15 protein-coding genes are annotated in these 18171 nt (G+C 72.3%); 1 reads left to right on the top strand and 14 read right to left on the bottom strand.

Annotated elements, in window-relative coordinates; translation table 11 throughout:
• Positions 1-10: 10 nt before the first annotated feature.
• The 12 genes from pgi to AB0M28_RS01960 form a co-directional block, all read right to left on the bottom strand.
• Entirely contained in the window at positions 11-1663 is a 1653-nt protein-coding gene (pgi, locus tag AB0M28_RS02015) for a glucose-6-phosphate isomerase (protein WP_365396146.1), read from the bottom strand.
• Between the two features lie 9 nt (positions 1664-1672).
• A complete protein-coding gene (locus tag AB0M28_RS02010) occupies positions 1673-2890 on the bottom strand; it encodes an MFS transporter (protein WP_365396143.1) in 1218 nt (405 codons plus the stop codon).
• Positions 2891-3730: 840 nt separating this feature from the next.
• Complete coding sequence (locus AB0M28_RS02005) at positions 3731-4066, bottom strand: RNA polymerase-binding protein RbpA (RefSeq protein ID WP_365396140.1); 336 nt, start codon at positions 4064-4066, stop codon at positions 3731-3733.
• Positions 4067-4139: 73 nt separating this feature from the next.
• The gene (secG, locus tag AB0M28_RS02000) at positions 4140-4373 is read right to left on the bottom strand and encodes a preprotein translocase subunit SecG (RefSeq protein ID WP_365396138.1); all 234 of its coding nucleotides are present in this window, start codon (positions 4371-4373) and stop codon (positions 4140-4142) included.
• 161 nt (positions 4374-4534) lie between these two features.
• Entirely contained in the window at positions 4535-5308 is a 774-nt protein-coding gene (gene tpiA, locus AB0M28_RS01995) for a triose-phosphate isomerase (RefSeq protein WP_365396135.1), read from the bottom strand.
• Between the two features lie 6 nt (positions 5309-5314).
• Complete coding sequence (locus AB0M28_RS01990) at positions 5315-6526, bottom strand: phosphoglycerate kinase (protein WP_365396132.1); 1212 nt, start codon at positions 6524-6526, stop codon at positions 5315-5317.
• 100 nt (positions 6527-6626) lie between these two features.
• Complete coding sequence (gene gap / locus AB0M28_RS01985; RefSeq protein WP_365396129.1) at positions 6627-7631, bottom strand: type I glyceraldehyde-3-phosphate dehydrogenase; 1005 nt, start codon at positions 7629-7631, stop codon at positions 6627-6629.
• A 304-nt stretch (positions 7632-7935) separates the two neighbouring features.
• Positions 7936-8913, bottom strand: coding sequence for a DNA-binding protein WhiA (gene whiA / locus AB0M28_RS01980; protein WP_365396126.1), 978 nt, complete (start codon positions 8911-8913; stop codon positions 7936-7938).
• Positions 8904-9935 (bottom strand): uridine diphosphate-N-acetylglucosamine-binding protein YvcK, encoded by a 1032-nt coding sequence (gene yvcK, locus AB0M28_RS01975; RefSeq protein WP_365396123.1) that lies wholly within the window; start codon positions 9933-9935, stop codon positions 8904-8906. The genes whiA and yvcK overlap by 10 nt, the downstream gene beginning before the upstream one ends.
• On the bottom strand, positions 9936-10874 hold the full coding sequence (rapZ, locus tag AB0M28_RS01970; RefSeq protein ID WP_365396120.1) for an RNase adapter RapZ: 939 nt from the start codon (positions 10872-10874) through the stop codon (positions 9936-9938). It abuts the gene before it with no gap.
• A gap of 46 nt (positions 10875-10920) precedes the next feature.
• On the bottom strand, positions 10921-12924 hold the full coding sequence (gene uvrC, locus AB0M28_RS01965; protein ID WP_365396117.1) for an excinuclease ABC subunit UvrC: 2004 nt from the start codon (positions 12922-12924) through the stop codon (positions 10921-10923).
• 84 nt (positions 12925-13008) lie between these two features.
• Positions 13009-13458 (bottom strand): Rieske (2Fe-2S) protein, encoded by a 450-nt coding sequence (locus AB0M28_RS01960; RefSeq protein ID WP_365396115.1) that lies wholly within the window; start codon positions 13456-13458, stop codon positions 13009-13011.
• Between the two features lie 21 nt (positions 13459-13479).
• Here AB0M28_RS01960 and AB0M28_RS01955 point away from each other — a divergent pair, with 21 nt between their 5' ends.
• Positions 13480-14454 (top strand): carbohydrate kinase, encoded by a 975-nt coding sequence (locus tag AB0M28_RS01955; protein WP_365396112.1) that lies wholly within the window; start codon positions 13480-13482, stop codon positions 14452-14454.
• Here the strand turns inward: AB0M28_RS01955 and AB0M28_RS01950 are convergent, their stop codons facing one another.
• A complete protein-coding gene (locus tag AB0M28_RS01950) occupies positions 14455-14814 on the bottom strand; it encodes a hypothetical protein (RefSeq protein WP_365396109.1) in 360 nt (119 codons plus the stop codon).
• A 77-nt stretch (positions 14815-14891) separates the two neighbouring features.
• A complete protein-coding gene (locus AB0M28_RS01945) occupies positions 14892-18170 on the bottom strand; it encodes a phosphodiester glycosidase family protein (RefSeq protein ID WP_365396183.1) in 3279 nt (1092 codons plus the stop codon).
• Between the last annotated feature and the right edge of the window lies 1 nt (position 18171).

Here is an 18171-nt window from a genome sequence, read left to right as displayed (position 1 = left end):
TACCGTGCGGTCAGCGTCCGCGCAGGGAGCGGTACCCCTCGACCAGGGCCCGGGTGGAGGAGTCGAGGCCGGCCACCTCGGCGCCCTCGGTCAGTGCGGGCTCGATGCGCTTGGCGAGGACCTTGCCCAGCTCCACGCCCCACTGGTCGAAGGAGTTGATGTTCCAGACGGCGCCCTGCACGAACACCTTGTGCTCGTACAGCGCGATCAGCTGCCCCAGCACGGACGGCGTCAGCGCGGACGCCAGGATCGTGGTCGTCGGGTGGTTGCCCTGGAACGTGCGGTGCGGGACGAGGTCCTCGGCGACGCCCTCCGCCCGCACCTCGTCGGCGGTCTTGCCGAAGGCCAGCGCCTGGCCCTGGGCGAAGAGGTTCGCCATCAGCAGGTCGTGCTGGTCCGCGAACGGCCCCAGCTCGGCGATCGGCTCGGCGAAGCCCAGCAGGTCGGCGGGGATGACCTTGGTGCCCTGGTGCAGCAGCTGGTAGTAGGCGTGCTGGCCGTTGGTGCCGGGCGTGCCCCAGACGACGGGGCCGGTCTGCCAGGTGACGGGGTTGCCGTCGCGGTCGACGGACTTGCCGTTGGACTCCATGTCGAGCTGCTGCAGATACGCGGTGAACTTCGACAGGTAGTGGCTGTACGGCAGGACGGCGTGCGCCTGCGCGTCGAAGAAGCCGCCGTACCAGACCCCCAGCAGGCCCAGCAGCAGCGGGGCGTTGGCCTCCGGCGGCGCGGACCGGAAGTGCTCGTCGACGAGCCGGAAGCCGGCCAGCATCTCGCGGAAGTGGTCGGGGCCGATGGCGACCATCAGGGAGAGGCCGATGGCCGAGTCGTAGGAGTAGCGCCCGCCGACCCAGTCCCAGAACTCGAACATGTTGTCGGTGTCGATACCGAACTCGGAGACCTTCTCCGCGTTGGTCGACAAAGCGACGAAGTGCTTGGCGACCGCCTCCTGTCCGGCACCGAGCCCGTTCAGCAGCCAGCTCCGCGCGGCGGTGGCGTTGGTGAGGGTCTCGATGGTGGTGAAGCTCTTGGAGGCGACGATGAACAGCGTCGTCTCGGGGTCGAGGTCCCGCACCGCCTCGTGCAGGTCGGCGCCGTCGACGTTCGACACGAAACGGAACGTCAGATCGCGGTCGGTGTACGGCCGCAGCACCTCGTACGCCATGGCGGGGCCGAGGTCCGAGCCGCCGATGCCGATGTTGACGACGGTACGGATCGGCTTGCCCGTGTGGCCGTGCCAGTCGCCGGAGCGGACGCGGTCGGCGAACGTGCTCATCCGGGTGAGCACGTGCTGCACGCCCGGGACGACGTCCTTGCCGTCCACGTCGATCCGCTGGGCGCCCGGCGCCCGCAGCGCGGTGTGCAGCACCGCGCGGTCCTCGGTGGTGTTGATCTTCTCGCCGCGGAACATCGCGTCCCGCAGCCCGGCCACGCCGGTCGCCGCGGCGAGTTCGCGCAGCAGACGCAGCGTCTCGTCGGTCACCAGGTTCTTGGAGTAGTCCAGCAGCAGGTCGCCCACCTTGACGGTGTAGCGGCTGCCGCGCTCGGGGTCGGCGGCGAACAGCTCACGCAGATGGGTCCCGCCGAACTCCTCGCGGTGCTTGGCGAGCGCGTTCCACTCCGGGGTCTGGTCGAGCCGGGCGCGTGTCGTGAAATCGGGCATGCCCCCAACCTAATTCATCCGTGCCGTGAGCGTCGGTACGAGCATGACCGCGCCGCAGGCCAGCAGGGCGGCGGCCGCCAGCACGGGGGCGTTGAGAGCCAGGAGTTCGGCGAGGGCGCCGCCGAGGAGCGCGCCGAGCGGGGTGCCGGCGACGGTCGCCGTGCGGAAGGCGGCGCTGATCCGGCCGGTCATCGCGGCGGGGCTGCGCTGCTGCAGCACGGTGACCTCGATGACCATGGTCAGCATCCCGGCGAAGCCGAAGACGGCGAGCGCGCCCGCCGCGACGGGCAGGCTCCGCACGGTACCGAAGACCACCAGCGCGACGGCCTCGGCGGCCGTGGCCCACACCAGCACCCGCGCCTGCCCGAAACGGTCGGCGAAACGCCCGGCGAGCGGCCCGGCGGCGACGGTCCCGGCGCCATAGGCCGTGAGCACGACGGCGTACCCCGTCGGACCGGCGCCCAGCCACCCGGTGATGTGCAGGACGAGGACGCCGATGACGGCGCCGACGGCGGTGTTGCACACGACGGTCGCGCCGGCCAGCGTGCGCAGCACGCGGTCCGCCCACAGGGCGCGCAGCCCGTCGGCGATGTCGTGCCGCAGCGCCTGGGCGGCGGGCCTCTTGCCGGTCGGCCTGACGCGCAGGGTCGCCACCATCGCGGCGGCCAGCGCGAAGCTGACGGCGTCCACGGCGTACGGCAGCGCGAGGCTCGCGCCCAGCGCCACGGGCACGAGGGGTCCGCCGACGAACCGGTACGCGATCTCCTGACCGGTCATCAGCCGCCCGTTGGCCCGGCCGAGGGCCTCGCGGGGGACGACTGCGGGCAGCAGCGCGGTGGCGGCGTTGTCGAAGAGGGTCTGCAGCGCGCTGAGCACGAAGGCCACGCCCACGAGCATCCAGACCCGCACCTCCCCCGCCCATACGACGACGGCGAACACGCCCATGACGACGGCGCGTAGGGCGTCGACGCCCGCCATCACCCGCCGCTGATCGACCCGGTCGGCGACGGCCCCGCCGACGAGCCCGAACACGATCCAGGGCAGGAACTGCGCCGCGGCGACAACGGACACGAGAAACGCGGAGTCAGTAACCCGCACCGCCAACAACGGCAAGGCGACCCCCCGCAACGCATCCCCAAACCGCGAAACCACAGCGGCCCCCCAAACCCACCCAAACCCACCCCGCCACCGCAACCCCGCCCCAGCGGGTGAAACCCCAGTCGCCATACCACCGGACGCTATGCGTCCCCCCACCCACCCCGCGTCGGACGGATGCCTTATCCCTGGGCCTTAGAGCGGTCTCCCTGGGGGCTCCGCCCCAGCCCCCGGGGAGGGTGACCGCAGCGGATTACCTGGGGGCTCCGCCCCCAGACCCCACAGGGAAGAGCGATCACGAGCGACCCACCCGGGGACTCCGCCCCCAGACCCCACAGGGAAGAGCGATCACGAGCGACCCACCCGGGGACTCCGCCCCCAGACCCCACAGGGAAGAGCGATCACGGGACTCCGCCCCCGAATCGTGCGGGGAAGGAGGCACGAATGCGGCACGAGGCGCGCAGCGCCGAGCCGCTGGCGGCCAGGCATCACGGCGAAGGGGCCACCCCCAGCCCGGCCGGCGATTGAGGCCGAGGCGCGCAGCGCCGACAACACCCGCCGCCAGGCGACAGGGCGAAGGGCCCACACCCAGCCCGTCCGGCGATTGAGGACGAGCGCCGCCAGGCGCGAACAGCGGGCGCAGCCCGCAAAGGGGGACCGGGGGCGAAGCCCCCGCAGCGCAACGCAACATGCAGCCCGGCCGGCGTTTGAGGCCGAGGCGCGCAGCGCCGATACGCCGCCAGCCAGGCGTCAGGGTGCAGGGCTACACCCAGCCCGGCCGGCGTTTGAGGCCGAGCGCCGCCAGGCGCGAACAGCGGGCGCAGCCCGCGAAGGGGGGCCGGGGGCGAAGCCCCCGCAGCGTGACGTGGGACGGAGAGCGAGCGGACACCAGGCGTACGGCAACGCCAATGGCCTGACCCCACCCAGGAGTCAGGCCACGCGTAAAGCCACCCGCCCGCGCGAGCGAACCGCTCAGATCTCCCCGCGAAGCTTCGCCAGCGCCTCGGCGAGAATCGCCTCACCATCGGCATCCGAACGACGCTCACGAACGTACGCGAGATGCGTCTTGTACGGCTCCGTACGCGGCGGATCCGGCGGATTATCCCGATCCTGCCCCGCAGGGAACCCGCACCGCGGACAGTCCCACGTATCCGGCACCTGCGCATCGCTCGCAAAACTGGGGCGCGTCTCGTGCCCGTTGGAGCACCAGAAGGAGATCCGAAGACGCGGGGCGGACTCTCCGCGCTCTGCCTCCCCCATCGGCCCCGCACCGACCCGGCTGCCCCGGATCGCGTTGCCACTTGCCACGGTCGTTACTCCCTGCGTGATGGTGCTAAGAGTCGCCCCAGTCTACGTACCAACCGGTACTGCGGAAGCCCGCCTAGTCGAACTTCATCAGCAGACCGAGTACGACAATGAGCGCAAACCAGATCAGACCGACAACGACGGTGATGCGGTCAAGGTTGCGCTCGGCGACGGACGAGCCGCCGACGGACGACTGCATGCCGCCACCGAACATGTCGGACAGGCCGCCGCCCTTCCCCTTGTGCATGAGCACCAGCATCATCAGCAGCAGGCTGAAGATGATGAGGGCGATGGAGAACCCCACGACCACGGCTGGACCAACTCTCTCAGAACGGACAAATTGGAAATACTGTAGGGGGCCGGTCGGAATCGCACCGATCAGCGACTGATCGGCGCCGGCACCGCACCGGCCCCCGACAGGGTACGACGAACAGGCCCCCGGGGCCTACTGCCGGTCCTGCCCGGGCACCACTACTGGTCCCGGAACCTGACGATCTTCACGAACTCGTCCGCGTCCAGCGACGCCCCGCCGATCAGCGCACCGTCCACATCGGGCTGCGCCATGATCGCGGCGACGTTGGAGCCCTTGACCGAGCCCCCGTACTGGATGCGGACCCCGGCGGCCAGCTCCTCGTCGTACAGCTCGGCGAGCCGCCCGCGGATCGCCCCGCAGACCTCCTGGGCGTCCTCGGGGGTCGCGACCTCACCGGTGCCGATGGCCCAGACCGGCTCGTACGCCACGACGATCGTCGCGGCCTGATCGGCCGGGATGTCCTTCAGCGCGCCGTCGAGCTGCGCGAGGGTGTACGCGACCTGGTCGCCGGCCTTGCGGACGTCCAGGCCCTCCCCGACGCACAGGATCGGGGTCAGGCCGTGCCGGTAGGCGGCCTTCACCTTGGCGTTCACGATCTCGTCGGTCTCGGCGTGGTACTGCCGGCGCTCGGAGTGCCCGATCACGACGTAGGTGCACTTGAGCTTCGACAGCATCGGACCGGAGATCTCCCCGGTGTACGCGCCGGAGTCGTGCGCCGAGAGGTCCTGGGCGCCGTACCTGATCTTCAGCTTGTCGCCGTCGACCAGCGTCTGCACCGACCGGAGGTCGGTGTAGGGCGGCAGGACGGCGACCTCGACGGCCTCGTAGTCCTTGTCGGCGAGGGCGAAGGCGAGCTTCTGGACGTGCGCGATGGCCTCGAGGTGGTTGAGGTTCATCTTCCAGTTGCCCGCCATCAGCGGGGTGCGGGTCATGGGGGGTCAGTCCTCCAGTGCGGCGAGGCCGGGGAGCGTCTTGCCCTCGAGGTATTCGAGGGAGGCGCCACCACCGGTCGAGATGTGGCCGAAGGCGTTCTCGTCGAAGCCGAGGATCCGGACCGCGGCGGCGGAGTCCCCGCCGCCCACGACCGTGAAGGCCTCGCTGTCGAGGAGGGCCTGCGCGACCGCGCGGGTGCCCTCGGCGTAGTCGGGGTGCTCGAAGACGCCCATCGGGCCGTTCCAGAAGACGGTGGCCGCGTCGGTGATCTTCGAGGCGAAGAGCTTGTTGGTCTCCGGGCCGATGTCCAGGCCCATCACGTCCGCGGGGATGGCGTCCACCGGGACGGTGACCGGGTTGGTCGGCTGCTGGGCCTTGACGTCCGGGAAGCCCGGCGCGGCGACGACGTCGACGGGGAGCACGAACTCCACGCCCCGCTCCTTCGCCTTCGCCAGGTACTCCCGGACGGCCGGGATCTGGTCCTCCTGCAGCAGGCTGCTGCCGACCTCGTGGCCCTGGGCCTTGAGGAAGGTGAACATCATGCCGCCGCCGATCAGGATGCGGTCGGCCTTCTGCACCAGGTTGTCGATCACCGCGAGCTTGTCGGAGACCTTCGCGCCGCCGAGGACCACCACGTACGGGCGCTTCACGTCCTCGGTGAGCTGCTTCAGGACGCCCACCTCGGTCGCGATGAGCTGGCCCGCGGCGTGCGGAAGCCGGGCCGGCAGATCGAAGACGGAGGCGTGCTTGCGGTGCACCGCACCGAAGCCGTCGCCGACGTACAGGTCCGCCAGCCGGGCCAGCTCGTCGGCGAAGGCGCCGCGCTCGGCGTCGTCCTTGCTCGTCTCGCCGGCGTTGAAGCGCAGGTTCTCCAGCAGCGTGACCTCGCCGTCGCCGGTCGCGGCGACGGTGGCCTTCGCGCTCTCGCCCACGGTGTCGGTGGCGAAGGCCACGTCCTTACCGAGGAGCTCGCCGAGCCGGACGGCCACGGGCGCGAGGGAGAACTGCGGGTCGGGCGCGCCCTTGGGGCGCCCGAGGTGTGAGGCGACGACCACGCGCGCGCCGGCCCCGGCCAGCGCGGCGATCGTCGGCGCGACGGCGCGGATCCGGCCGTCGTCGGTGATGGTGGTGCCGTCCAGCGGCACGTTGAGGTCGGCACGGACGAAGACCCGTTTGCCGGCCACGCCCTCGGCGAGGAGATCGTCGAGCGTCTTCATGTCAGGAGCTCCTGAATCGGTACGAGTGAGGGTGCGACGCGCGGGCCCCGCATCGGCGTCGCACAGCCGCTGCGGGGCCCGGCCCGTCACATGACAGATATCAGAGCCGCTCGCCGACGAAGACGGTGAGGTCCACGAGACGGTTGGAGTAGCCCCACTCGTTGTCGTACCAGCCGACGATCTTGACCTGCGAGCCCTGGGCCATGGTGAGGCTGGAGTCGAAGGTGCAGGAGGCCGGCCAGTTCACGATGTCCGAGGAGACGATCGGGTCCTCGGTGTACTCGAGGATGCCTTGCAGCTGGCCCGAAGCGGCCTTCTGGAAGGCGGCGTTGACCTCTTCGCGGGTGACCTCGCGGGTGAGCTCGACGACCAGGTCGGTGACCGAGCCGGTGGGGACCGGGACGCGCATGGCGATGCCGTCCAGCTTGCCCTTGAGCTGCGGGAGGACCAGGGCGGTGGCCTTCGCGGCGCCGGTCGAGGTCGGGATGATGTTCTCCGCGGCGGCGCGGGCCCGGCGCAGGTCCTTGTGCGGGAAGTCCAGGATGCGCTGGTCGTTCGTGTACGCGTGGACCGTCGTCATCATGCCCTTGACGATGCCGAAGTTCTCGTCGAGCACCTTGGCCATCGGGGCCACGCAGTTGGTGGTGCAGGAGGCGTTGGAGATGACGTTGTCCCGCGACGGGTCGTACTGGTCCTCGTTGACGCCCATCACGATCGTGATGTCCTCGTCCTTGGCGGGAGCCGAGATGAGGACCTTCTTCGCGCCGGCCCGGATGTGCTTCTCGGCGTCGGCCTTCTTCGTGAAGATGCCGGTGGACTCGATCACGATGTCCGCGCCCAGCTCGCCCCACGGCAGGTTCGCGGGGTCACGCTCGGCGAACGTCTTGAAGGACTGGTCACCCACCGTGATCGAGTCCTCGGTGTGGCTGACCTCCTGCTTCAGCCGGCCCAGGATCGTGTCGTACTTGAGCAGGTGGACCAGGGTGGCGTTGTCGGTCAGGTCGTTGACACCGACGATCTCGATGTCCGCACCCTGCTCCAGGAGCGCCCGGAAGTAGTTGCGGCCGATGCGGCCGAAGCCGTTGATTCCTACGCGGATCGTCACGAACCGATCTCCTCGCTGGGTACGCCGAGACGTCGCTCGGCGAGCGTGTTTGGGATGTCCCCGACCGCCTACGACCCTACCGCTTCGGGGCCTCCCGGGGCGCCCGGACCCCACCCCGATACCCGCTGAAAACGCCCCGTCGGCCCGTACTCGCGGGTAGGCGAGCCGGGCCGACGGCTACTCTGTGTGAACGTTTGCTCAGATGAGCAGACGCCTGTGCGGGGGTCCGCTCACGCGAGCGGAAACGGGCGAATCCGGACGACCGGATTCCGGGCGAAACGGACGGACCCGCTCCGCCCGCCGCTCAGCCGACCATCTCCTCCGTGAGGTTCGACTCCGTGCCCGGGATGCCCAGGTCGGACGCCTTCTTGTCGGCCATCGCCAGCAGCCGGCGGATCCGGCCCGCGACCGCGTCCTTCGTCAGCGGCGGGTCCGCCAGCGCGCCCAGCTCCTCCAGCGACGCCTGCTTGTGCTCCATCCGCAGCCGCCCCGCGGCCGCCAGGTGCTCGGGGACGTCCTCGCCGAGGATCTCCAGCGCCCGCTGCACCCGCGCGCCCGCCGCGACCGCGGCCCGGGCCGAGCGGCGCAGGTTGGCGTCGTCGAAGTTCGCGAGGCGGTTCGCCGTGGCGCGGACCTCGCGCCGCATCCGGCGCTCCTCCCACGCGAGCACCGACTCGTGGGCGCCGAGCCGGGTGAGGAGCGCGCCGATCGCGTCGCCGTCGCGGACCACCACGCGGTCGACGCCGCGCACCTCGCGCGCCTTCGCCGGGATGCCGAGCCGCCGGGCGGCGCCGACCAGGGCCAGGGCCGCCTCGGGGCCGGGGCAGGTGACCTCCAGCGACGAGGAGCGGCCGGGCTCCGTGAGGGAGCCGTGGGCCAGGAACGCGCCCCGCCACGCGGCCTCCGCGTCGCACGTGGCGCCGGAGACGACCTGCGGGGGCAGGCCCCGGATGGGCCGGCCGCGGCCGTCCACCAGGCCGGTCTGCCGGGCCAGCTGGTCGCCGCCGGCGACGACCCGTACGACGTACCGCGAACCGCGCCGCAGCCCGCCGGGCGCCATGACCACGAGGTCCGAGTTGTGCCCGAAGATCTCCAGGATGTCCTTGCGGAGCCGCCGTGCGGCGATCCCGGTGTCGAGCTCCGCCTCGATCACGATCCGGCCGCTGACCAGATGCAGCCCGCCCGCGAATCGCAGGGTCGCGGAGACCTCCGCCTTGCGGCAGCAGGTCCGGGTGACGGGGAGGCGGGAGATCTCGTCCTTCACCGCTCCTGTCATCGCCATGGGCCGATCCTTCCATGCATCCGGAAAATACGGTCGTACGCGGCTGCCAGCAGTTCCGGGTCGTGCCGGTCCGCGCTGCCGGGTGCGGCCACCGCCGCCAGCTCGACGGAGGCGCCGAGCTGCTCGGCCGCCGCCAGCAGCTGGCTGCGGCCGGGCACGGCGGCCTCGTCCGCGAGCACCACGTCAAAGGCGAGTTTAGGGGCGTGTCGCGCCAAAACCTCCAAATGACGCTGCGGGGAAAATCCTTCCGTTTCCCCCGGCTGCGGTGCCAGGTTCAGCGACAGGACCCTTCTGGCCTTGGTGACCGTCAGGGCCTCGAGCAGCTCCGGGACCAGTAGATGCGGGATCACGGACGAGAACCAGGACCCGGGACCGAGAACCACCCAGTCGGCCTCCAGCACCGCGGTCACGGCCTGCGGCACCGCCGGCGGGTCGTGCGGGACGAGGTGGACGCCCATGACCTCGCCGGGCGTCAGCGCCACGTTCGCCTGGCCCCGTACGACCTGCAGCGCCTCGGGACGCTCCGGGTCCAGGCCCCGTACGTCGGCGGTGAGCTCCAGCGGCACGGCGGACATCGGCAGCACCCGCCCGTGCGCGCCGAGCAGCCGGCCCACCAGGTCCAGCGCCTGGACGTGGTCGCCGAGCTGCTCCCACAGCGCGACGATCAGCAGATTGCCCACGGCGTGGTCGTGCAGATCGCCCTGGGAGGCGAAGCGGTGCTGGATCACCCGGGACCAGGTCTGGCCCCAGTCGTCGTCCCCGCACAGCGCCGCGAGGGCCTTGCGCAGATCGCCGGGCGGCAGGACGCCCAGCTCGTCGCGCAGGCGTCCGCTGGAGCCGCCGTCGTCGGCGACGGTGACCACGGCGGTCAGATCACCCGTGATCCGCCGCAGAGCCGCCAGCGAGGCGGACAGACCCATGCCGCCGCCCAGCGCGACGACCTTCGGCTGGGCGCCGCCCCGCCGCCGGATGCCGCCGCGGCGGCGCAGCCGGATGGTCCGGCCGTTGGTACTCGGTGCCACTCACTCACGCCCCATGTCCCGGTGCACGATCACCGTCTCCACCCCGTCCGAGGCGAGCCTCCGGGCGAGGCGCTCCGACATCGCGACGGAGCGGTGCTTGCCGCCGGTGCAGCCGACGGCGATGGTCACATAGCGCTTGCCCTCGCGCCGGTAGCCGGAGGCGATGAGGCGCAGCAGCTCGGCGTACCGGTCGAGGAACTCCTTGGCGCCCGGCTGGTTGAAGACGTAGGTGGCGACCTCGTCGTTCAGGCCGGTGTACGGGCGCAGTTCGGGCACCCAGTGCGGGTTCGGCAGGAACCGGCAGTCGACGACCAGGTCCGCGTCGACGGGCAGTCCGTACTTGTAGCCGAAGGACATCACCGTGGCCCGCAGCTCCGGCTCGTCCTCCCCGGCGAACTGGGCGTCGAGCTTCGCGCGCAGCTCGTGGACGTTGAGCGAGGAGGTGTCGATCACCAGGTCGGCGTCGCCGCGCAGCTCGCGCAGCAGATCCCGCTCGGCGGCGATGCCGTCCACGATCCGGCCGTCGCCCTGCAGGGGGTGCGGGCGGCGCACGGACTCGAAGCGGCGCACCAGGGCCTCGTCGGACGCCTCCAGGAAGACGATCCGGCGGGTGACCTGCTTGGCCTTGAGGTCGGCCAGGGACTCCTTGAGGTTGTCGAAGAAGCGCCGGCCGCGCACGTCGACGACCACGGCGATCCGGGCGACGTTGCCCTGCGAGCGGGCGCCCAGGTCGACCATGGTGGGGATGAGGGCCGGCGGCAGGTTGTCCACGACGAACCAGCCGAGGTCCTCCAGGCACTTGGCCGCCGTGGAGCGGCCCGCGCCGGACATGCCGGAGATGATCACCAGCTCGGGGATGGCGGCCTCGGCCGCCTCCCCGGCCTCGACAGTCGGTCCGGTGTTCACGTCAGGTGCCTCGTCTCCGTCGCGCTCGTTCATCCGTTAGCCCCCGGTCGTGGTGGTGCTGTGTGGGTGGTGCCGCTGTTCAGTCGTCTTCTTCCATGATCTCGCCTGTGGCGGTGTTCACCGCCGGGGCGGCGGGACCGGCCCCGGCCAGGGCCGCGGCGACGGTCTCGGCGGTCTTGCGGCCGATGCCCGGGACCTCGCAGATCTGGTCAATGGTCGCAGCCCGGAGCCGCTTGAGTGATCCGAAGTGCTTGAGCAGCGCCTTGCGCCGGGTGTCCCCCAGGCCCGGCACCTCGTCCAGGGGGCTCGCCCGCAGCGTCTTCGCCCGCTTCTTGCGCTGGTAGGCCAGGGCGAAGCGGTGCGCCTCGTCGCGTACCCGCTGCAGCAGGTACAGGCCCTCGCTGGAGCGGGGCAGGACGACCGGGTCGTCCTCGCCGGGCAGCCAGACCTCCTCCAGGCGCTTGGCCAGTCCGCAGACCGCGACGTCGTCGACGCCGAGCTCGCTCAGCGCCTTCGCGGCGGCGGCGACCTGCGGCTGCCCGCCGTCGACCACGACGAGCTGCGGGGGGTAGGCGAACTTCTTCGGGCGCCCGTTGTCGTCCCGGGGGGCTCCGGGCGCGGTGTCCGCGGGCTCGGCGGCCTCGCCGTCGCCCGTCTCCTCGGTGAGCCACTCGCCCGTCCGCGTCTTCTCGGCCAGATAGCGCCTGAAGCGGCGGGTGAGCACCTCGTGCATGGAGCGGACGTCGTCCTGGCCGGTGAAGCCCTTGATCTCGAAGCGCCGGTACTCGCCCTTGCGGGCGAGGCCGTCCTCGAAGACGACCATGGAGCCGACGACGTCGTCGCCCTGGAGGTGCGAGATGTCGTAGCACTCGATCCGCAGCGGCGCCGAGTCCAGGTCGAGGGCCTCGGCGATCTCCTCCAGCGCCCGGGAGCGGGTCGTCAGATCGGAGGCGCGCTTGGTCTTGTGCAGCACGAGCGCCTGCTGGGCGTTCCGCTGGACCGTCTCCATCAGCGACTTCTTGTCGCCGCGCTGCGGGACGCGCAGGTCCACGCGGGAGCCGCGGCGCTCCTCCAGCCACGCCCTTATCGGCTCCTCGGCCTCCGGCAGCGCCGGGACGAGCACCTCCTTGGGCACGCCGTCGCCGCTCTCCTCGCCGTACAGCTGCTGCAGCGCGTGCTCGACCAGGGCGGGGGTGGTGACGTCCTCCACCTTGTCCGTGACCCAGCCGCGCTGGCCGCGGACCCGGCCGCCGCGGACGTGGAAGATCTGGACGGCGGCCTCCAGCTCGTCCTCGGCGAGCGCGATCAGATCGGCGTCGGTGGCGTCGGCGAGGACGACGGCGTTCTTCTCCATGGCCCGCCTCAGGGCCTCGATGTCGTCGCGCAGCCGGGCGGCCCGCTCGTACTCCATCTCCTCGGCGGCCTCCTGCATCTGCCGCTCCAGCCGCTTGAGGTACTGGCTGGTGCGGCCGGCCATGAAGTCGCAGAACTCCTCGGCCAGTTCCCGGTGGTCCTCGGGGCTGATGCGGCCGACGCAGGGGGCGGAGCACTTGCCGATGTAGCCGAGCAGACAGGGGCGGCCGATCTGCGCCGAGCGCTTGAAGACACCGGCGGAGCAGGTGCGTACGGGGAAGGCGCGCAGCATCAGGTCGACGGTCTCGCGGATCGCCCAGGCGTGGGCGTACGGGCCGAAGTAGCGCACGCCCCGGCGCTTGGGTCCGCGCATCACCTGGACGCGGGGGAACTCCTCGCCCAGGGTCACCGCCAGGGACGGATAGCTCTTGTCGTCGCGGTACTTGACGTTGAAGCGGGGGTCGAACTCCTTGATCCAGGAGTACTCGAGCTGCAGCGCCTCGACCTCGGTGGAGACGACCGTCCACTCGACGGAGGCGGCCGTGGTGACCATCGTGCGCGTGCGCTGGTGCAGTCCGGCGAGGTCCTGGAAGTACGACGAGAGGCGCTGGCGCAGGCTCTTGGCCTTGCCGACGTAGATCACCCGGCCGTGCTCGTCCCGGAATTTGTACACACCCGGGGAGTCCGGGATCTGCCCGGGCCTGGGACGGTAGGTGGAGGGATCGGCCATGGTCCCCACCCTAGCGGGGAGCCCCGACAACCAGGCCGGCGTCCGGGTCCCGGCGGGCGGCCGGGACCGGGGACCCGGCGGCCGTCAGGTGCGTACGGCGGTGAGCCTGCCGTCCTTCACCGCGACCTGGACCGGCGGGAGCGGGGCCGTCGCGGGGCCGTGCAGGACGTCGCCGTTCGTCGCGTCGAAGCGGCTGCCGTGGCAGGTGCAGTGCGCCTCGGTCTCCTCGACCTCGGCGATCACGCACGCCTGGTGGGTGCAGATCGCGCTCAGTCCCTCGTACGTGTCCTTGTCCGGGCGGCTGACGATGACCCGCTCGGTGCGGTAGAGCTTCGCGCCACCGACCGGGACGGCCTCGGGGTCGCCGAGGTCGATGGTGCCCTTGGGGCCGGTGTTCTCCTGGTGGGCGCGGGTCTCGGTGGAGCAGGCGCTCGCCGCGCCGGCGGTGGCGAGGGCGGCGGCCGCGCAGCACAGGACGGTACGGCGGGAGGTGCCGGCGGGGGCGGCGGGGCGGGCGGAGGTCGGTTGTTCCATGGGAGCGACGATACTGGTGGGGTGATCGTTGTCGGTGGTGAAGCCCTGATCGACCTCGTCCCCGCAGGTGGCACGGGTGGCGGCGGCCCGCTGGCCCCCCTGGTGCCGCTGCGCGGCGGCGGCCCGTACAACACGGCGCTCGCGCTGGCCCGCCTCGGCACCCGGACGGCGTTCTGCTCGCGCGTCTCCACGGACGCCTTCGGCGAGGCGCTGCTGGACGGGCTGCGCGCGGCGGGCGTCGAGCTGAACCTGGTGCAGCGGGGGCCGGAGCACACGACCCTCGCCCTGGCGACGGTCACCGGCGACGGCTCCGCCGAGTACGCCTTCTACGTCCAGGGCACCGCCGACCGCCTCTTCGAGGAGCCGCCGGTGATGCCGGACGCGGCGAACGCGCTGTGCCTGGGCACGGTGTCGCTGGTGCTGGAGCCGGGGGCGAGCGCGTACGAGGCGCTGCTGCGGCGGGCGGCGCACCACGGGGTCTTCACCCTGCTCGACCCGAACATCCGGCCGCTGCTGATCCCCGACCCGGCGGCGTACCGGGCCCGCTTCCGGGCGTGGCTGCCGGACGTACGCCTGCTGAAGCTGTCCGAGGCGGACGCCGAGTGGCTGGCCGACGGGCAGGACGTGATGCGGGCGGCGGAGGGCTGGCTGGCGGCGGGCCCCGCGGCGGTGGTGCTCACGCACGGCGCGGACGGCCTGTCGGTGCTGGCCCGCGGCGGCACCCGGGCCCCGCACGAGGGCCCGCTGCGGGTCAAGGTCCGCTCGCCCCGGGTGGCGGTGGCCGACACGATCGGCGCGGGCGACACCGTCAACGCGGCCCTGCTGCACTGGCTGGAGCGCCGCGGCGCCCTCTCCCGCCCGGCGGTGGCGGCCCTGGACACGCCGGCCTGGCAGGAGGCCCTGACGTTCGCGGCCCGCGCCGCGGCCCTCACCTGCACCCGCGCGGGCGCGGAGCCGCCCACGGCGGCGGAGCTGGGGGAACCGGGCCGCGTCTGATCACAGCGGCAGCCACTGCGGCCACCAGGGCGCGGTGTTCTCCGCGTCGCAGACCCCGGCGGGGGCGCCGGGCGGCGGGTACAGCCACGCCAGCAGGGCGAAGAGCAGCACGAGCGTGCCGAGGAGCGCCGCCACGACGGCGGCCGGCATGCTCTTCCCGCCGAGCACGGCGAAGGCGAGCCCCCACACCGCGACCGTCACGACGCCCGCCGCGGCGCCCCAGAAGGGCACCGTGACGCCGAGCGACGCGTCGAAGGCCAGCGGACAGGACTGCCAGGTGCTGCCGAGCAGCGCGGCCGCGAGGCAGGCGGTGAACAGCCCCGCGGCGAGCGAGGTGACGGCGGCGGCGGTGCGGTTCATGACCGCCGATCATGCGGGAGCCGGTACCCGGCCGGGAAGGGCTGCTCCCGGCCGGGTACGCGACTGTGACACGGGCCCTACGGCGTGACCGTCACCGTCGCCGCCATCGGGACCCCGCTCACGGTCACCGTCAGCGTGCCGGTGCCCGGGCGCAGCGCCGTGAGCGTGCCCGTCGCCGGGTCGTACGCGGCGATCGCCGCCTGCGGGGCCTGCGACGGGCGGCCGACCCAGAGGTTCGACGTGGCCGTCCAGTCGCCGCTCACCGGCCAGGACACCGGGACCTGGCGGGTCTGCGAGCCGATCGACTGGGTCACCGTCGCCGTCACCGCGGCCGTGGCGCCCGCCTTCAGCTCGCCGGGGACGGTGAGCGCCAGGCTGTCGACATGCGGCCGGGTCTGCACCGTCACCCAGTCCGCGCCGGCCGTCCACGGCCGCAGCCGCGCCGCCAGCTGGTCGCCCGGGGACACGGTGTCCACGCCGACCAGGGACCAGCCGCTGAAGCCGCCCTCGTCCGCCGGAGTCGCGGGGTTCTTCCCGGAGTTGCCGTTGATGAAGTACGGCACGCCCTCCACGTGCTCCGCGTGGAAGGTGCCCACGTGCGAGCCGATGAACAGCACGCCCTTGCCCGTCGTACGGCGGAAGTCGCCCAGCCAGTCCTCGACCAGGTCGGCCTCCTTCCGGTCGCCGAGCTGGCTGCCCTTCTGGGGCGTGGGGTCGCGCGGCGGGACGTGCTCGATGACGGTCACCGAGCTGACGGACGGGTCGGCCGCCGCCGCGTCGAGCTGCCGGCGCAGCTCCTGGATCTGGGCGTAGCCGCCGCCGCGTAGCGTGAGCCGCGAGGTGTCGAGGGTGACGAAGCGCGTGCCCCTGTGGTCGAAGGTGAGCTGCGGAGCCCCGAACTCGGCGATGAAGTTCTCGATCTTCCCGCCCATCACCTCGTGGTTGCCGGGCACGTAGTAGTACGGCAGCTCGCCGCCCAGCTCCTCGTCGAGGATCCGGTGCGCGAGGTCGAGGTCCGCGGGCGAGCCCTCGTCGACGAAGTCGCCGTTGATGACGAGGAAGTCGGGCCGCGCCGCCTTGATCTCCCGCAGGGTGCGCCGGGCGGCCCTGACGATATCGCTGTCGGGTTCGCGCGAGACGAACTGCGAGTCGGACATCACCGCGTACCGCCACTCGCGCCCCTGCGCGTCGGCGCCCGTCCCGATGACCGGATCGGCCACCGCGGGGGTCGCGGGCAGTTCGACGTCGGGCGGCGTCTGCGCGGTGAGCGAGTCGATGACGATCTCACTCCGGTACTGGTGCGCGGGCACCGTCTCCGCGATGTAGAAGCGCACGAACGTCAGCGGGTACGCGATCCCCCGCGGCACCTCGAACGTCAGCTGCTGCCAGCCGGGTTCGGTGAGGTACGGCGCGCGCAGCACCTGGGTGACGCCCGCCGCGTCGCGCAGCTGCAGCGACGGCCAGGCGCCCTTGCCGTCGCTCTTCACCCACAGCCCGAAGCTCTTCGGCTGCCCCGGCACGGCGATCTCGGCCGGCGGGAGGGCGTAGATGGCGCGGGTGGCGGTCGACTGGGTGAAGTCGTACGTCATCTTCAGGCCCGTGCCGTCCTGCCCCGCCGGCTCGGGGGCGACGGAGCCGGAGGCGCGGGCGGTGGTGTACTTCCACTGCGCCGCGTCGTCGAAGGTGGCCAGGGACTGCTCGTGCAGGCCGATCGTCACCGCGAGGACGGTCTCCTCGCCCTGCACGGACGCCTTGACCAGGCCGGAGGCGTACGGCTCGGTGGTCTTCGCGCGGACCGTGAAGCCGCCGCCCGCCGGGTCGGGGGCGATGGTGAACAGCCCGTGGTCGTAGTCGAGCCGGACGTCCTGCGGGTCGACGGGCGCGCTGTTGCCGGCGGCGTCGTAGCCGGTGAGGCCGAAGGTGCCCTCGTCCTGGCCGTCCTTGAGGCCGACGCGGTCGTTGGTCGGCCGGACGCGGTCCAGCTTGCCGACGACGGTCAGCGTCGTGCTGCCCCTGGCGGCTCCGCTGTACGCCGTGACCTTCGTCGTACCGCCGCTGCGGGCGGTGAACACCCCGTCGGGGCCGACGAGTCCGGCGCCGGGGTTGGCCGAGGTCCAGTAGGCGGGGCGGCCGTCGGCCGGTCCGTACGTCTCGTCGTACCCGGCCGCGGTCAGCTTGCGGTGCAGGCCGGGGAAGACGCGCTCGGGGTGACCGCCGGGGACCTGGTCGGCGGTCGGCGCCTTCGCCGGGTCGGCGGCCGTCTCCACCCAGAAGCCCTTCAGCGTGCCGCTGCCGTCGGGGGCGGTGATCGCCAGGCCGTTGGGGACGACGCGCTCGAAGCCGTCGGAGGGGGTGTTCTCCAGCTGCGGGGTGTCGGAGCCGGGCTCGCGGGCCAGCAGCGTGGAGGAGCCGCCGCCGTCGAGGTTGAGGGCCGAGTACGCGCCGAGCTGCTTCATCATCAGCGCCAGCTCGGTGAGCGTGACACCGCCGGTGTCGCCGGAGCGGCCGTCGACGGTCAGGACGTGCATGGTGCGGCCGTCCTGCGAGAAACCGACGGCGGTACGGGCGGCGGAGGCGTTGTTGGGCTTGCCCTCCCAGTTCTGCGCCACGCCGTCGAGGACGAGGACACCGCGCCCGCCGACGGCGGTACGGGGGACGTCGCCGCCGTCGGTGACGGGGCGGTACGTCATGTCGACCGCGTCCCCGACCCGCAGCGCGGCGAGGGTGTCGGCCCCCGCGTCGTCGCCGAGGAGGACGGTGGTGTCCTCGGGTATCGCCCCGGTGCCGGGAGTGCTCGAGGTGGCGGCCACCTTGCCGTCCCGGACGGCGACCTCGGTCGTACGGGCGGCCCCGTCGACGGTCAGCCTGCGGTCGGCTGTGCCCCACTGGGCGGTGTAGACGCCGATACCGCCGGCGGGGACGTTGGCGGCGTTGAACGCGTCGAGCCGGTGCGGTCCGTCGGGCAGGGTGAGAGTGCCCTCGAAGTAGAGCTTCAGCAGCCGGCCAGCGCTGTCGGCGCTGATCCCGACGGCGTCCTCGGCTCCGGCGGACGGCGAGTGGGTGATCCGGCCGTTGTCGACGCCGGGGCCGAGCGGGGCGCCGGTCTCGTTGATGTCGAAGAAGTCGGAGTTGATGGCGGCGACGGTCCGCCGCCCCTCCCCCGCGTCGTGGGTCTTCACCAGCTCCGCGACGGTCTTGCGCTCGGAGACCTTGTCGGCGAGGTAGTCGACCCGGGCGGAGCCGCCGAGGTCGACGCTCAGCGCGTCCGCCCGCAGCCACTTGTCGGACTCCAGCCGCTCGAACGACGTGAGCTCCACCCCCGGCGCGATCGGCCGCGAGGTGGAGCCCAGGTCCATC

This window comes from Streptomyces sp. NPDC051940, from assembly GCF_040680895.1.
GTDB lineage: Bacteria > Actinomycetota > Actinomycetes > Streptomycetales > Streptomycetaceae > Streptomyces.
The sequence above is the reverse complement of the archived record's forward strand: the minus strand, read 5'-3'. Positions and strand labels throughout refer to the sequence as shown.

Bases quoted from the DNA above. Each gene is read 5' to 3' on its own strand.
- pgi (WP_365396146.1), bottom strand. From the start codon at position 1,663: ATGCCCGATTTCACGACACGCGCCCGGCTCGACCAGACCCCGGAGTGG.
- AB0M28_RS02010 (WP_365396143.1), bottom strand. From the start codon at position 2,890: ATGGCGACTGGGGTTTCACCCGCTGGGGCGGGGTTGCGGTGGCGGGGT.
- tpiA (WP_365396135.1), bottom strand. From the start codon at position 5,308: ATGACCCGCACCCCGCTGATGGCGGGCAACTGGAAGATGAACCTCAAC.
- AB0M28_RS01990 (WP_365396132.1), bottom strand. From the start codon at position 6,526: ATGAAGACGCTCGACGATCTCCTCGCCGAGGGCGTGGCCGGCAAACGG.
- whiA (WP_365396126.1), bottom strand. From the start codon at position 8,913: ATGGCGATGACAGGAGCGGTGAAGGACGAGATCTCCCGCCTCCCCGTC.
- rapZ (WP_365396120.1), bottom strand. From the start codon at position 10,874: ATGAACGAGCGCGACGGAGACGAGGCACCTGACGTGAACACCGGACCG.
- uvrC (WP_365396117.1), bottom strand. From the start codon at position 12,924: ATGGCCGATCCCTCCACCTACCGTCCCAGGCCCGGGCAGATCCCGGAC.
- AB0M28_RS01960 (WP_365396115.1), bottom strand. From the start codon at position 13,458: ATGGAACAACCGACCTCCGCCCGCCCCGCCGCCCCCGCCGGCACCTCC.
- AB0M28_RS01950 (WP_365396109.1), bottom strand. From the start codon at position 14,814: ATGAACCGCACCGCCGCCGCCGTCACCTCGCTCGCCGCGGGGCTGTTC.
- AB0M28_RS01945 (WP_365396183.1), bottom strand. From the start codon at position 18,170: ATGGACCTGGGCTCCACCTCGCGGCCGATCGCGCCGGGGGTGGAGCTC.